The 13855-nt window shown below is 39.5% G+C and carries 13 protein-coding genes; 7 read left to right on the forward strand and 6 right to left on the reverse strand.

Annotated features, from left to right (window positions below):
* The 4 genes from ACEW80_RS22470 to ACEW80_RS22485 all read left to right on the forward strand — a co-directional run.
* The coding region (locus tag ACEW80_RS22470) for a hypothetical protein (protein ID WP_373528724.1) at nucleotides 1–2176 on the forward strand (2176 nt) is incomplete at its 5' end.
* A 337-nt stretch (nucleotides 2177–2513) separates the two neighbouring features.
* Nucleotides 2514–3443, forward strand: coding sequence for a hypothetical protein (locus ACEW80_RS22475; protein WP_373528725.1), 930 nt, complete (start codon nucleotides 2514–2516; stop codon nucleotides 3441–3443).
* 139 nt (nucleotides 3444–3582) lie between these two features.
* Nucleotides 3583–4959 carry a hypothetical protein gene (locus tag ACEW80_RS22480; protein ID WP_373528726.1) on the forward strand — a complete coding sequence of 459 codons (1377 nt, stop codon included), beginning with the start codon at nucleotides 3583–3585 and terminating at the stop codon, nucleotides 4957–4959.
* 193 nt (nucleotides 4960–5152) lie between these two features.
* Nucleotides 5153–6268, forward strand: a complete 1116-nt coding sequence (locus tag ACEW80_RS22485) for a hypothetical protein (protein WP_373528727.1) — start codon at nucleotides 5153–5155, stop codon at nucleotides 6266–6268.
* A 58-nt stretch (nucleotides 6269–6326) separates the two neighbouring features.
* Here the strand turns inward: ACEW80_RS22485 and ACEW80_RS22490 are convergent, their stop codons facing one another.
* A complete protein-coding gene (locus ACEW80_RS22490; RefSeq protein WP_373528728.1) occupies nucleotides 6327–7352 on the reverse strand; it encodes a phosphotransferase enzyme family protein in 1026 nt (341 codons plus the stop codon).
* 255 nt (nucleotides 7353–7607) lie between these two features.
* Here ACEW80_RS22490 and remA point away from each other — a divergent pair, with 255 nt between their 5' ends.
* Nucleotides 7608–7874 carry an extracellular matrix/biofilm regulator RemA gene (gene remA, locus ACEW80_RS22495; protein ID WP_073639751.1) on the forward strand — a complete coding sequence of 89 codons (267 nt, stop codon included), beginning with the start codon at nucleotides 7608–7610 and terminating at the stop codon, nucleotides 7872–7874.
* A gap of 165 nt (nucleotides 7875–8039) precedes the next feature.
* Nucleotides 8040–8636: a guanylate kinase gene (gene gmk, locus ACEW80_RS22500; RefSeq protein WP_373528729.1), complete on the forward strand. Its 597-nt coding sequence runs from the start codon at nucleotides 8040–8042 to the stop codon at nucleotides 8634–8636.
* Between the two features lie 140 nt (nucleotides 8637–8776).
* On the opposite strand, the gene ACEW80_RS22505 is transcribed toward gmk, so the two are convergent.
* From ACEW80_RS22505 to ACEW80_RS22515, 3 genes are all read right to left on the reverse strand, one after another.
* The gene (locus ACEW80_RS22505; RefSeq protein ID WP_373528730.1) at nucleotides 8777–9298 is read right to left on the reverse strand and encodes a photosystem I reaction center protein subunit XI; all 522 of its coding nucleotides are present in this window, start codon (nucleotides 9296–9298) and stop codon (nucleotides 8777–8779) included.
* A 272-nt stretch (nucleotides 9299–9570) separates the two neighbouring features.
* Nucleotides 9571–9720: a photosystem I reaction center subunit IX gene (gene psaJ / locus ACEW80_RS22510; protein ID WP_373528731.1), complete on the reverse strand. Its 150-nt coding sequence runs from the start codon at nucleotides 9718–9720 to the stop codon at nucleotides 9571–9573.
* Nucleotides 9721–9759: 39 nt separating this feature from the next.
* Nucleotides 9760–10254: a Photosystem I reaction center subunit III gene (locus tag ACEW80_RS22515; protein WP_373528732.1), complete on the reverse strand. Its 495-nt coding sequence runs from the start codon at nucleotides 10252–10254 to the stop codon at nucleotides 9760–9762.
* Between the two features lie 290 nt (nucleotides 10255–10544).
* Between ACEW80_RS22515 and tsaD the strand changes: the two genes are divergently transcribed.
* Nucleotides 10545–11591 carry a tRNA (adenosine(37)-N6)-threonylcarbamoyltransferase complex transferase subunit TsaD gene (gene tsaD / locus ACEW80_RS22520; RefSeq protein ID WP_373528733.1) on the forward strand — a complete coding sequence of 349 codons (1047 nt, stop codon included), beginning with the start codon at nucleotides 10545–10547 and terminating at the stop codon, nucleotides 11589–11591.
* Between the two features lie 146 nt (nucleotides 11592–11737).
* Here tsaD and ACEW80_RS22525 read toward each other — a convergent pair whose 3' ends face one another.
* Together ACEW80_RS22525 and ACEW80_RS22530 are read right to left on the reverse strand one after the other, a co-directional pair.
* Nucleotides 11738–12646, reverse strand: coding sequence for an alpha/beta fold hydrolase (locus tag ACEW80_RS22525; protein ID WP_373528734.1), 909 nt, complete (start codon nucleotides 12644–12646; stop codon nucleotides 11738–11740).
* A 99-nt stretch (nucleotides 12647–12745) separates the two neighbouring features.
* Nucleotides 12746–13465, reverse strand: a complete 720-nt coding sequence (locus ACEW80_RS22530) for a hypothetical protein (RefSeq protein WP_012410214.1) — start codon at nucleotides 13463–13465, stop codon at nucleotides 12746–12748.
* Nucleotides 13466–13855 lie beyond the last annotated feature (390 nt).

A 13855-nucleotide genomic window follows, 5' to 3' on the forward strand; every position in this document is an offset into this window, starting at 1 on the left:
TCTGCCGAAAGAAACTGTGCCTTTAACTTTCGAGGGTGAACGAATTACGCCACTGATTCCGATCAATCCCATACTACTAGAGTATTTAACACCTGAAGATATCATTCGCCGAATTCAATTACAGCCATTTAATGGTGGTGAAAGTCCTCAAGTAAGGGTCATCTTAGATTTACCCCTAGTAGGTTTAAATGATGATAATTCACCTACCAACTATCGTATATCTAAAGATTATCCGCTCAAAGAAGATAATGCTTTAGCGGAAGTGCCTGTTCTAGAAGTGTGGCCGAATTTCCGGGCAGAAGGTTGGAAGTCATATTATGCATTCTACTACGATGGGGAGAATGAAAATGAGACTTTTCAAGTGCATCTACCAGAAGCCAAGCTACCTCATAGTTTCAAAGATGGTAGGGGTTCCTATCAAATGGCTTATTTAGAACAATTTCCATCTTTTATTAATTGTCAGACCAAAGATAGAAAACTTTTAGGTTTAATTTTGCTGCAACCTCCAGATGAGATTGTTCCGAGAAGGTCATGGACGATTGGGGTAGACTTTGGTACTTCTTTTACTAACGTTTATGTCAATAAAACTGGTACGGCTGAACTCCTAGAACTGGAAAACTTGCATCTTAAAGTAACAGAATTTAATCCAGAAACCCGGTTGCCACTTTTGTATGAATACTTCATCCCAGAAAACTTTATTCCCATAGATAAGCCATTACCTTTATCTAGTGTACTGACAATCAGGGGAAACTCAGCAGCTACTCAGGAAAAGTGGCAGCCAGTTTTTGATGGTCGAATTTATGTGCCTGACCGCAACAGATTTAAGCCTCAAGAAGATTGGATTAAAACTAATCTGAAGTGGGAAGAATCACAAAGTTTGAGTTATAATCAGTTGTTTCTTAAACATTTAGCTTTACATATTTGTGCGATCGCAGCTAAGAATCGTGTCAAAGAAATCCAGTGGTCACTGTCGTTCCCATCAGCTTTTTCTCGGAGTGACAAGAACAGATATGCTAAGACATGGCAAGATTTAACTAAAGACTTACAAGCCAAGACAGGAATTATTCATAATTGCCCACAAGTAGATGATCCAAACTACTTTCGTTCTGAAAGTTTAGCAGTAGCTCAATATTTTGCAGATCAAGAAGGACATGATCTAGTTAACACTACCTGTATTGATGTGGGAGGTGGAACTTCTGATATATCAATTTGGGAAGAAGAAAAGCTAGTTCATCAATGTTCCGTACTGTTAGCAGGTCGGGATTTATTTTCACAGTTTTTAGAAATTAATCCTAAATTCATGGAAAACAGATTTGGGATTGCAACTGCTGAATTAAAAGGACTAAAAGGTACAGCATTTAATCCAAAATTAGATGTGTGGCTGCGATTAGAGGGTGATACTTGGCTGAATAATAAACGAGAATTCATTGCAGATCAGCCAGATTTTCAAGGATTAATCCAACTGACAGCAATTGGAACTGCGGGCTTGTACTACTATGTAGGAATTCTCTTGAAAGCGCTGCACGCAGAAGGCAAGTATAGCCGCAATGAAATCACTCCTGTTTACATAGGTGGCAATGGCGGGCGATTTCTACATTGGCTTGCGGAAGGGGGACGGTTTAATCGTCACTCAGAAATTAATGAATTACTCAGCCGGATGTTAAGTAAAGGTTCCAGCTTTGAAGATACAGAAGTTGAGACGAAATTAAGTCAGAATCTTAAGGATGAAGTTGCTTGTGGTTTAGTCTTAAATAACACCAAACTAAAAGGACTGAAGAAAAAGGAAAAAGACCCATTCATTGCTGGAGAAAATTATGAAATCAATGGCAGACAGATGGAGTGGGATGACCGCTTAGAACTTTTAGATGACGAGGATAGTATTGAGCAATTCAAAATACCCAAACTAGAGATAGTACCGCAGTTCCTTTATGATTTCCATATAACTTTGAAAGAATTAGGAATTGAGGGTATCAAACCATTAGAAGGCTATAAAAGAAGTCCAGACATTCAAAATAATGAAAAATTATGGCGTGAAACTAGCCGTGAGTTAACAAATGTTTTACTGAAAGTTAAAGGCAAATCAGATGAGATTCGCTTAGAACCACCCTATATATTAGCCGTGAAAGCTCTGTTGCGCGTTTTAGGTAAGGAGTGGGCCACTAAATGGTCAAAATAAAAACTTCTCAAATCATTAACGGGTTTGGAGTTAAAGCCTAATTTATGTTATGTGCTGACAGTTAATCAAGAAAGTAAGCGATATTCTAATTTCTAGAATTAGCTGCGGCACAAGCTCAAATAAATCTATACTGACAAGCGGCAGAATTTAGAGGAGAATAATAATACTTATGTCGCGATCGCAATGTCCAGTTTGTGGAAACACGCTTGAATTAGGAAAGGCGGATTGTTCTAAATGTCACTTTCCTGTCATACTTCTTACTACCGAGTTTGGCCAATTGCCAATACATAGAAAACCAGAAGACTTTCAACAGGCAGCAATAGCCTGGGCGAAGAATATGTATTCTAATTACTTGCGACAACAAGATCAATCAGAAAATAGTCGTCAGTCTCAATCGCTTCAACAATCTTTGACAGATGACGATTATAATGCATTTGCGGATGCGTCTACGGCGGAAGAAAAGTCTACAAAATTACAAAATGAGATTGAACATATTGAGAGTGAAATAACTGCTATACAGGCTAAATTTGATGAATTAGCTCGAAAGTTTATCGCCATAAATCAGGAGCAATTTCAATCTCTTTTAGAGCATATCGAACAAATATTCTTAAAATTACAACCGCAATTTAATCATACAAATCAAGAGCGATCGCTTGCTCAAGCTGAACTACATAAACTTGAGCCGCTATTAAGTGAGATGAAAGCTGAAATAATAACAAAAATAATAACAGAAATAAAAAACTCCCCTATTCATCACGAAAATTTACCAGAAAAAGATATTGCACCAGTTGAAGAGACAGAAGATTCTAGAGATGAAGTAATTCAAACAGTATCAACTCCACATCAAGAAATATCTTCTAGTCAATCTTCTGCTTTAGAACAGTTACCGTGGGTGTCAGAATATAATAGAAAGCCAGACTCTTTCTTAAAATTTTCTACAGAAGTTTCAGAAACAAAAGAAAGCATTAATCAACGTCGTCTTGGTACTAACCAACCACTACTAGAAAAAGTAGGCAAAGGTATAAGAGGAAGCTACTGGCTACTAACAGATGACCAAAGTGGAATATACGACAAAAGTGGAATATACTTAGTACCTAAAGGAGATTTGAAAATTACTGAGTTTAATTTACCAACAGTTCAAGCTTTATTTCGGTGTATTGGAGACGTAGAAAGGTCTAGTAAATTTATACTATTTCAACCTGCGATCGTGTCGCCTAGTGAATCTGATAAATGGCAGCTTGTAGAACTTGGTGAACTTCACTTTTAATTTAGTGAATTAGATAAAAATATGTTAAGTAACCAGACAAAAATATTTACAGTCATTGCGTAATTAATTCTGTTTAACTACTTATTAGATTTATGGTCTTTAGCATATACCTTTTAACGAAGTGAAAAATGGGATAACTATGGTCAAGGTAAAATTTTTTAAATCATTACTGTTTGTATTTATAGCTCCATCTCTGTTAATAGGCTGGCAAACTGCGAGCAACAGTACTGAAAAAATTATTACCACTAGTCCCATTGTATTAAAAGACAATAGCACAGTATCTAATGATATAAAAGAGCTTAATGAACTCAAGAATGCACATAATGAGTTTAATCAGTCACTCAACAAGTTTATTGACAAACTCCAACAGGTAAGCGAGAAAAAAATAAACATAAGTTCTGTAGATGGCAAAACAATAAACGAAAAGTTAGATAAACTGCGCCAAGCAAGTAATAAATTACGCCAAAAGAATATACCTGAATTTAACAATACACTTAATAATATAAACACTGCTATTAACGAAACCAAAAAGGTTGTTGAACCACTAAAAAACGGTTTAACACCTAAAGCTGTGCAACAAGTTCAAAATTTTCTTCGTCTTCCTGAAGCTAACTCCGCAGTTAAGAAAAATTTAGGCAATTTTGGGGCAATAACTCAAGTTGCTATTAGAAAATTTTTAACTAATGAAAATCAAAAACTAACAACTGCTATTCAAGAATTAAAGCAGCCAAGCCGTAGTGATGACAATACAAATAATAACAACACTAAAACAACAAAAGATCCTATCACAGATAATGAACAGTTAAAAGATAAATTACTGATTCCAGTCGCATTTTTAGCTGGTGTAGTGGTAGGCGCAATGGGAATGTATATATATCAAAAACGACAGAAAAAATCTCCCGATGAAGAGCAAGATAACCTTAATCGGACTACTGTTGTAGATTCTAAATCACCAGCGCCAACTTCTAACCAAAGCTCCAATACTCAGAATAGTGGGTTGCAAGCACCTACAAAACAACCTGAACCTACACCACCAACTCCACCACAAAAAATACACACATATAAATCTCAAATACCCAATACTTCTTATACTCAACAACCAGTTAGTAAGCCAGACTATAGCTCAGTGAGACATATCTCATCAGATAATGAATTAATAGCAACTTATAATCAAAACCGCAATTCATTGTCTCAATATGCTGTAGAAGTTTCCGAAACGGAGGAGAGTATTAATCAACGCCGTCTTGGTGTTAATCAAATAGTAATTCTAGAAAAAATCAGCAAAGGTAAAGGTAATTATTGGATAATAAATAAACAAGGTATAGATTACCTGGTGCCTAAAGGAAATATCAAAATAAATGAATATAACTATAAAACTGTTGAGTCTTTGTTTGATTGCAATAACTATAAATCAGGTGGTTCTAGCGATTTTACACTTGCCAAACCAGCAAAAGTAGCTTCTCTATCTCAAGATGTGTGGAAACTTGTTGACTATGGAGTACTTAATTTTTCATAAATAAATTAAGTTAGCTAATAGTAATTACGCCTAGTGAGTCTGATAAATGGCAGCTTGTAGAACTGGGGGTACTTCAGTTTTAATCTTCTTTATAAATAAAAATTATTTGTAATCATCTAAAATTGCTAATCTTCTCTAGACTCGTTTTAAGAGAAAATATTATTTTGTATTTTATAAAATTGTAAAAATAACTATGACAGATTCAGAAAATTATTTTGAAGAAATAGTGCAAAAGATGAATTACATAATTGATAAAGTTTGTCAATTAGATCGCAGGTTAGTTGCGGTAGAAAAATCATTGGAACAGATACATAATTTCAATTACATAGATTCAGGTAGAAAAATAACGGAGGCGATGGAAACTCCTACTATTACCAAGGTTGATTTATCAGAATCAGAGTTAATAGAAGTTTATAATCATGACTTTCAAGAGTTAGCTAGTAACGCTATAAAAGTATCAGTAACATTAGATAGCCTGCTGACTGGAAACAATGATGTAGTTTTATTAGAAAAAACAAAAAATGCTAGCTATTGGATTCTAGTTGCACAAGATGATACTCATTGGCTATTACCGAAAGGTAATCTCAGAATTAATACCTATAATTATAAAACTGTTGAATCTTTATTTAAGTGTAATGCTTACCAAGCTTATGCAAGCAGCAAATTCACCTTGAATCAGCTTGCTAAAGTTGAGTTAACACCGAATGGACAACAATGGATATTAGTAGAACGAGGTGTATTACAATTTATCACAACAGATTTTGAGGAGCCGGAAGAGGTAGAGGTTAAAAATTTTGACGAAATTACTTTTGACGATAGTGATTCAGATATAACCCTAGAGGAATTAAATCCTATTTTTCAACATCCGCAAGTACATCAGGAAGTGATTTTTTCGGCAATAGAATTATTAATTTCTGCTTACAATGTTGAACGAAATTTATTTTCAACAATATATCCTGTAATTGAAGTTTTGGAAACGGAAGACAGTATCAATAGAAGACTTTTTGATAATATAGATAATAGACAAGTTGTATTTATAGAAGTTCGCTTAGGTCACTACTGGATAGTTACTCTAGAAAGAGTAAGTTACCTCGTTCCTAAATTAAATATAATAATTAATTCAGATAATTTAGAAATAGTGCAAGCTTTATTTGAATGTCAAGATTATCAAGATGAGCATTCCGATACTTTTACATTAATCAAACCCGCAAAAGTATCTCCTGTTTTTGAAGGGCAAAACTGGGTGTTACTTACTTCAGTTGAGAAGTGGATACTGGTAGAGCGCGGTGTGCTTCAATTTACATATTGATGTAACCTACATTCTATAATTCATATGTTGATAGTAAATTTAACTTTGAATATTTTACTTATAAGTTGAGCAAGAACGGTTTGCCTCTAAGATATTTGTTACAGAATCTCTCAGTGACGTAAGGTACAATCTCCAACAGGTAATCATGTTCATTTGGCTGTAATGCGAGAAAGGCAAAATTGTCTACCGTTGCCCCGATAAAGAACGCCTCCAAAATATTTTGATACTTACTAGGCAATTGGCGCACATTCTGATAGCCATTGAGGAAGGATCTACGGTTTTCGGGAAATAGATGTTTGAGTGTAGAGGCAATGTCATAAAGATAGTAACCAAAACCACAACAAGAAAAGTCGATCGCTCGTGCTTCACCTGCATGAAATATGTAATTATTTTCATTCAGGTCTGCGTGAATCAAACCCCAATTAGCCTGTGTTTTTTCTAGTGCTGTCATCACATCACGAATTCGTTGCACCACAGTCTCAAGCACAGCAAAATCAGCAATAGAGATCGTACCAGCATCTACTAGCGATCGCAGCCCCATCAATGAGGTATGTAATTGCTCCCAATCATATTTTGGTCGTTTGAAGCCCAAAGGTAACTCCCAGAGGCTGGCGTGCTGGTGTAAGCTAGCCATGAGTTCCCCGACTCGCCAAGCCTGCATCAGTGTGGGTTCGGTGTTGAGAGGCAAACCATCGACCCACTTTAGTAATGTACAGTTGAGCGTTTCGCCAGTATTATCAATTGCTACAGAGGTTACAAAAGTGCCGTTGAGGTTCTGCATGGGGTACGGCACGACCAAATCGGTATTTTCATTCAATGCAGTCAGCCACATGAGTTCTGACTCAATGACAGCACGTTCTTGCCAGATGCGATCGCTCAAGCGCGTGATCGGATAATGGATACGGAGAATAAATAACCCTTGCTGATCACAGTCTCTAGATGTAGCGCCATTTTCACCGTCTTCAGTGTGAATGCGAAACGTCAAATTTTCGCTATGACCTAAGAACACCAATTGAGTTGCACTGACATTGTACTGAGCCAGCGCGGTTAAAGCTAGACCCTTCCAATCGATTTCGCTCTCCATCAATTTCCAAGCCAGATACTTGTTTCAAACAAAATAAATCTACATCTCCCAGTTAGGTTGGATCAGTGGAATTGCGCCTATGCCTTTGGGAAGATTTTCAGGAAATTTAGCTGATATACAGCTAAAAAAAAGCAGGCATTATTTAAAAACGAACTCTGGCGTGAATTTAAGCGTTGTAACTCCCGTTTTTTGGCGATAACATGGAAATAAGTTTATTACAAGCTTCTCAAACCGCATTTAGCGTCAGTTTTTTTTATGGACATTCAGTTAATCAACATCGGCTTTGGTAACATTGTGTCTGCCAACCGAGTAGTTGCCATTGTCAGTCCAGAGTCTGCCCCGATTAAGCGGATTATTACCGATGCACGGGACAGAGGTCAACTGATTGACGCAACTTATGGCCGCCGGACTAGGGCTGTAATTATCACTGATTCCAGCCACGTAATTCTGTCGGCAATTCAGCCGGAAACAGTAGCGAATCGCTTTGTGATTTCCCGCGATCATCAGACTGTAGATAATTGATTAGCAGTGGGTTAACAATTTCACTTCTATTTGCAGCATATCAGTAGTACTATGGAAATTAGACAAATTTTCTGTCACCCTTGCTAAAAATTCTTTAGTCAATAGTGGACTTATGTAGGAACACAAGACTAATGAATAATATCTATTGATTCATAGGTTGAACGGATGATGCCAGTTTTACCCATCCAGAGTACTACTATCAAAGAACATTTACATCTAGCCAGGTTGATTGTTTTAACTGGCCCCAGTGGGGTCGGTAAGGGTACTTTAATGCGATCGCTCTTAGAGCGTCATCCGAATCTGTATTATTCCGTATCCGCGACGACTCGTTCTCCCCGTCCCGGAGAAATTGATGGCAAAAATTATTACTTTATCAGCCGTAGTAAGTTTGAACAATTGGTCGCTGAAGGTGAATTTTTGGAATGGGCAGAATTTGCTGGTAACTATTACGGCACTCCCCGCGAAGGTGTACTTAACCAAATTCATTCCGGTAGGTTAGTAGTGCTGGAAATTGACCTAGAAGGGGCAAGACAAATTCGTGTTTCCTTCCCCAGTGCCCTGAGAATTTTTATTTTACCGCCTTCCTTTGATGAATTGGAGAAACGGATACGCGATCGCGCCCAAGACTCAGAAGAAGCGATCGCTCGTCGTCTGCGCCGCGCTCAAGAAGAAATAAGAGCCGCAGATGAATTTGATCTTAAAATCGTTAATGACGATTTTGAAACTGCTTTAAATGACATTGAAGCAGCTTTGTTTGGATAATATAGCACCCTTAAAAACATACTCTTTTTTAGCATTAAAAAACAAAGGACACAAAGAAAAACTCTGTGTCCTTTGTCGTTTGTCATTTGTCCTTTGTTAGCCTATATTTCTTCACTACTAACCAATGACTAATGACTAAATTAACCAAATAAACCTTGAATTAGTCCTAAATTACTGGTCAAAAAGTAAGCAACTACAGCACCACCAATACCACCAATTAAGAAAGAACTGGTAAAGTTATTCCAGCTTTCTTTAGAGTTAAAAGCATCTGCTGGAGGATTAGGTACGTTAACGCTAGGAAGTGCTTTGGGAGGATTGCTACTGGCATATAAGGATAGACTAGCGGTGAACAAAACAACCAAGCCGATAGCTGATAGTAACCCAGCTAAGTTAGCGTTAGCTGTATCCCGCAGGGGGCCTAATTTGGCAAAGGGGCCAAATAGAAAGTAGCCGTGAGCCATGCCAACTTCTAGTCCGCGTCTAGAAGGAGTTATACCAGGACGATAGGCAGGTAAGTTATTAATGAACCACTTGCTTAAGGGAGAAGCATTAATCGGGGTTTCTAGGTTGCCTATTTGAGGATCGCGGAATGCGGGAAACACAACCTCACGATTTCTGGGATCGCTAGGAAGATTTTTTGATGCATCTACTGCTTGCGCCATATTTTATGTTCGCCTCTAAATTTAAAATGGTGGCATTTTTATATTAATAATAATTGTAGCTAAAAATGACTTTTGTTTAGGAAGTTTAGAAAAATTAATTTAGCTAGTTTTAAACCTGTGAAACTCGCGATCTGTAAGCAGATCGCGAGTTTTAAAAAACTATTTTTGCTGCATATTTTGGTGATAATTTCGCCTAACTAGGCTGAATACATCAACTACACAATATTAGGCAAAAGACAAGATATTCAACTGCCCTAAATCCAATTTTCTACTTATGGTAGTGGGTGGAAAAGTAGGTCGGGGAAAAAGATGTTGAATTCAATCAACAGAACTGCTGTGATGCTCAACCAGAGGGTAGCTGCCACGGGTGCTGTGGAAAGGAATTTAATAAAATAAGCTGATTGGTCGCCTTTGTCTGCCATGAATTTAGTCTCCAAAACAAATGAATGAATTAAGCTGATTTAGCGTGGTGAAACAGGGATTTCTGAATCCTTAGCTGTTAATTTTCCAGAGAGAAACTCTTGGAGTGCTGCTACTGGCCAAGTAAAGCCTGACGCCATGATCGGTAGTGCCATGCCAAGATCGATTTGGATTTCTTTTAGTTCTGTGTCAGATTCCTTTTTGATCGCTTGCAGATAAGCACGGCCTACCCAACCAATCCAACCAGCAATATATAGAAATAGAATGCTAGGGATCAAGAAGTCACCAGCACGATCAAGACGACCATCAACAATCAAGTGGGGGTATCCTTCAGGGCCACACAGCGCCTGAGAATAACGCTCAAACCGCTTTCTCCCCGATTCGGGGTCACCAGTGGTATTACGGGCATTAGCTGCTAGCTCTTGAAAAGCGGGAGTGTCTTTGCAAGGTGTCAAATTAGCCCCTAAAGCTTTTGCTGGGGAGGCAAAATTGAACCAAAGACAAATCGCTAAAATCAAAGCAAACAATCGTCGCATAGAGTTGTTTCCTTCTATTACAAAACAAAAAGTTTTTTGTACAAAACGAAGCGGCTTGTACAGTTGTTTATTTGCATAACTAGGAAGTCATCATACTCTTGGGTGGGAACCGAGTAAAGTTTAAGTAAATAAAAGTTAAAGTTTCGCAACTAAAATTAGTGCTGAGGAGCCAGTGCGTTGCCGAGGTTCCCGCCGTTGAAGCAACTGGCGTTGCCCAGTAACGAGTGCTGAGTATAGGAATTGTTGTTGTAGGGTAGTAAAGAAGCAAGATTTTTTCTCTAGCACTCTCAATGGCAACCGTTTTAGCAATAGAAACCAGCTGTGATGAAACTGCCGTCGCAATTGTTAACAATCGTAAAGTTTGCAGCAGTATTATAGCCTCACAAATTCCAATCCATCAGCAGTATGGCGGTGTAGTGCCAGAAGTAGCTTCCCGTCAGCACTTGGAAACGATAAATGTTGCGATCGCCCAAGCCCTAGAGCAAGCCCAACTAGACTGGGGGCAAATTGACGCAATTGCTGCCACTTGTGCCCCTGGACTCGTAGGAGCGCTATTGGTAGGGTTAACTGCTGCCAAAACCCTGGCTATAGTACATAACAAACCATTTTTGGGAGTTCACCACCTCGAAGGTCACATTTACGCAACTTACTTGAGCGAACCAGCTTTAAACCCCCCTTTTCTTAGCTTACTGGTTTCCGGCGGACATACAAGCTTGATTTATGTCAAAGATTGTGGTAATTACGAAACACTAGGCCAAACCCGTGATGATGCTGCGGGTGAAGCCTTTGATAAAGTGGCGCGATTGTTAAAGTTGGGTTATCCGGGTGGCCCAGCGATTGACGAATTGGCACAAGAGGGCAATCCTCAAGCCTTTGCCCTACCAGAAGGAAAAGTTTCTCTACCGGGCGGGGGATTTCATCGTTATGATACGAGTTTTAGTGGGTTAAAAACGGCTGTATTGCGTTTAGTGCAACAGTTAGAGAAAGATGGTGGAAAAGTACCAGTGGCAGATGTAGCAGCCAGCTTTCAGGAAACTGTAGCGCGATCGCTAACCAAAAGAGCGATCGCCTGTGCCCTTGACTATGGACTAGACACAATTGCCGTTGGTGGTGGTGTAGCAGCTAATAGCGGCTTGAGAAAAAACCTCCAGGCCGCAGCCGTCCAACATAACCTACGTGTCCTATTCCCCCCTCTGAAATTCTGTACTGATAACGCCGCCATGATCGGCTGTGCCGCCGCCGACCATCTAGCCTATGGTCATACATCCCCCCTCACACTAGGCGTTGAGTCTAGATTAGCCATTACTCAGGTGATCAAGTTGTATCAACCTGTGTAGTGAGGGGCAAAGGGGTAGAGGAGCAAAGGATCAGAGAGATTAAGAATAATGTCCAATGCCCCATGCCCAATGCCCAATGCCCAATGCCCAATGCCCCATGCCCCATGCCCCATGCCCCATGCCCCATGACTATTAACTATTGACTATTAACTATTGACTATCGACCAGATGTGATCAGCAACTGCATCCGGCTGTTCTAACATAGCCAGGTGTCCGCAATCAGGAATTTCCAAAACATTGTCACCACAATATTGGAACAGTCTGTGAAAGCTAGCTAAGTGGCGTACATATTTGGGTTCCATAACCTTATCTTCAATACCAGCCAAAAAATAAACTGGCTGCTTCAATTGGGATACTAGCTCAGGTAAACGGTTGATTTCTTCCTCAGTTGTGGAGTCTAACAGAGTTCCCAGCGCCGCTTCGGGGTCAGCCACAACGAAATCAATTACCCGCTGACGCGCCCAATAACGCTCTAAAGGACGTGCCACACTGGCTCTGGTAAACAGCAAATCGATCAAAGGCACTTGGGACAGCCAACGCGGGCGGATTTGCAAAAATTTCTGACCCGCCGAGCGAAACTGCTCAAAGGCTTCTTTGAGGTAAATACCACCGCCAGCGTTGATACAGATGACTCCCTTAACACACTCAGGTATTTTATATGCTCCCCAGAGGGCGATCGTGCCTCCCAAAGAGTGACCAATAAGCCAAGCACTGGTAATATTCAGTTGTTTTAGAAGAATTGCTAAATCCTGAGCATATGCAGCAGGAGTATAAACAGAATTGAAAGATGACCCAACCTCACTATTGGAAATGGGCGTCAGGCTAAGAGACGTTGGTACCTGACTAAAATCGGTTTTTACCTGGGACTGGGATTCACCAAAACCCCGCAAATCATAAGACAGGCACTGCACATCATCTGATAGGCGGGAAATCACAGGTTGCCAATATCCACGACTGTTGAGCCAACCGTGGATAAATACTAAAGCGTGGGGGCAGGAAGTGGGAGCCGTTAGCTCGTATGCGTGTGGAACGCCCAAGATTTCGATAGTTGCCATACTTATATCGTACCCCTAAGGGTGGGTGCGACTAAATAGGAAGTGCAAAGAGTTAAAAGTTAGGAGTTGTTAATTATTAACTCATAACTCATAACTTTTTTATTTACCCAGCAACCTCTGTCGCACCCCCTCAGCAATTTTGTGACCCAGATATTCAGGAATGAGGCTTTCATTCGGTCCTAACAAGTAGAGAATTAGCCGTGTACGTCCACGCCAAACCAGTAAATTGGCATTAACTACCAGTAAATCTTCCTGCCAGATGGCATACATCACTTTGTAGAATAATCCTGGTTGATTATCAGCTTCAATCACTAGGGCAGGGAGATGAAAGACCGGATCGACATAGAACTCAGTTTGTACCTGCTCTAAGCCAGTGTCAAGATTGAATTCCACTGCCAGCATCTCTTCTACCTCAAACCGACCTCCTAAAGCCTCACGAATGGCGCGACAGACATTTTCTGCGGTTTTCTCGGTCAAGGCTTTACTACCACGAGACACTAACAGTTTGATAAAAACTAACATCGGCGGACGAATCTGACCATATAGACTCAGACCGTGAATAGTCAACCCATAAGCTGCTAGTACACCAAAAATATCGCTGAGGAGAAAAGACTGGTTGCGATAGGCAAAATGCAGGGCACTTTTGCTACCTTCCGGTTTCAACTCAATAACAGCGCGTCTAGTTTTATACAGACGGTAGGCTAACCGTAAATTTTGCAGTTGAATCTCACTGCTGACGAATTGCTCATAAAACTGGGGAAACGCTCGGTTAAAGCGCTTTAGGAGTTCCAGTGTCGAAGATTTTAAACCAGAAGCCATTGTTAAAGGTAAGACTCGCTTGCTTTCGTCACCTGGGTGTTGGGGACTGGGGGAGTAGGTAGTGCTGAGTGCTGAGTAGGAAATTTCACTTTTTTACTCAGGACTGGGAACTCGGAACTGTTTTGCCCCATACCTAACCTCTTGTATATAATTCACTCCTAAGCTAACGTGCATTTAAGCTCTATACGAGCAATTGCCAGGATTAGGTTTTTCTATTTTGAATTTTGAATTGCTTGTATTCTTCCCTTTTACTATACTTTTGCAGTTTTTACTATTTGTGGATGAGTAATAATACTCATGGCATGAGAAGAGGATTTCTTTAAAAACTAGTTCACTAACGCGTCGGACTAGTTATTTTTTTTACATAACTAGGTTTTTTCACACTTAATA

The organism is Nostoc sp., assembly GCF_041747015.1.
Classification (GTDB): domain Bacteria; phylum Cyanobacteriota; class Cyanobacteriia; order Cyanobacteriales; family Nostocaceae; genus Nostoc.

Bases quoted from the DNA above. Each gene is read 5' to 3' on its own strand.
- ACEW80_RS22475 (WP_373528725.1), top strand. From the start codon at position 2,514: ATGTATTCTAATTACTTGCGACAACAAGATCAATCAGAAAATAGTCGT.
- ACEW80_RS22480 (WP_373528726.1), top strand. From the start codon at position 3,583: ATGGTCAAGGTAAAATTTTTTAAATCATTACTGTTTGTATTTATAGCT.
- ACEW80_RS22485 (WP_373528727.1), top strand. From the start codon at position 5,153: ATGACAGATTCAGAAAATTATTTTGAAGAAATAGTGCAAAAGATGAAT.
- ACEW80_RS22490 (WP_373528728.1), bottom strand. From the start codon at position 7,352: ATGGAGAGCGAAATCGATTGGAAGGGTCTAGCTTTAACCGCGCTGGCT.
- remA (WP_073639751.1), top strand. From the start codon at position 7,608: ATGGACATTCAGTTAATCAACATCGGCTTTGGTAACATTGTGTCTGCC.
- gmk (WP_373528729.1), top strand. From the start codon at position 8,040: ATGATGCCAGTTTTACCCATCCAGAGTACTACTATCAAAGAACATTTA.
- ACEW80_RS22505 (WP_373528730.1), bottom strand. From the start codon at position 9,298: ATGGCGCAAGCAGTAGATGCATCAAAAAATCTTCCTAGCGATCCCAGA.
- psaJ (WP_373528731.1), bottom strand. From the start codon at position 9,720: ATGGCAGACAAAGGCGACCAATCAGCTTATTTTATTAAATTCCTTTCC.
- ACEW80_RS22515 (WP_373528732.1), bottom strand. From the start codon at position 10,254: ATGCGACGATTGTTTGCTTTGATTTTAGCGATTTGTCTTTGGTTCAAT.
- tsaD (WP_373528733.1), top strand. From the start codon at position 10,545: ATGGCAACCGTTTTAGCAATAGAAACCAGCTGTGATGAAACTGCCGTC.
- ACEW80_RS22525 (WP_373528734.1), bottom strand. From the start codon at position 12,646: ATGGCAACTATCGAAATCTTGGGCGTTCCACACGCATACGAGCTAACG.
- ACEW80_RS22530 (WP_012410214.1), bottom strand. From the start codon at position 13,465: ATGGCTTCTGGTTTAAAATCTTCGACACTGGAACTCCTAAAGCGCTTT.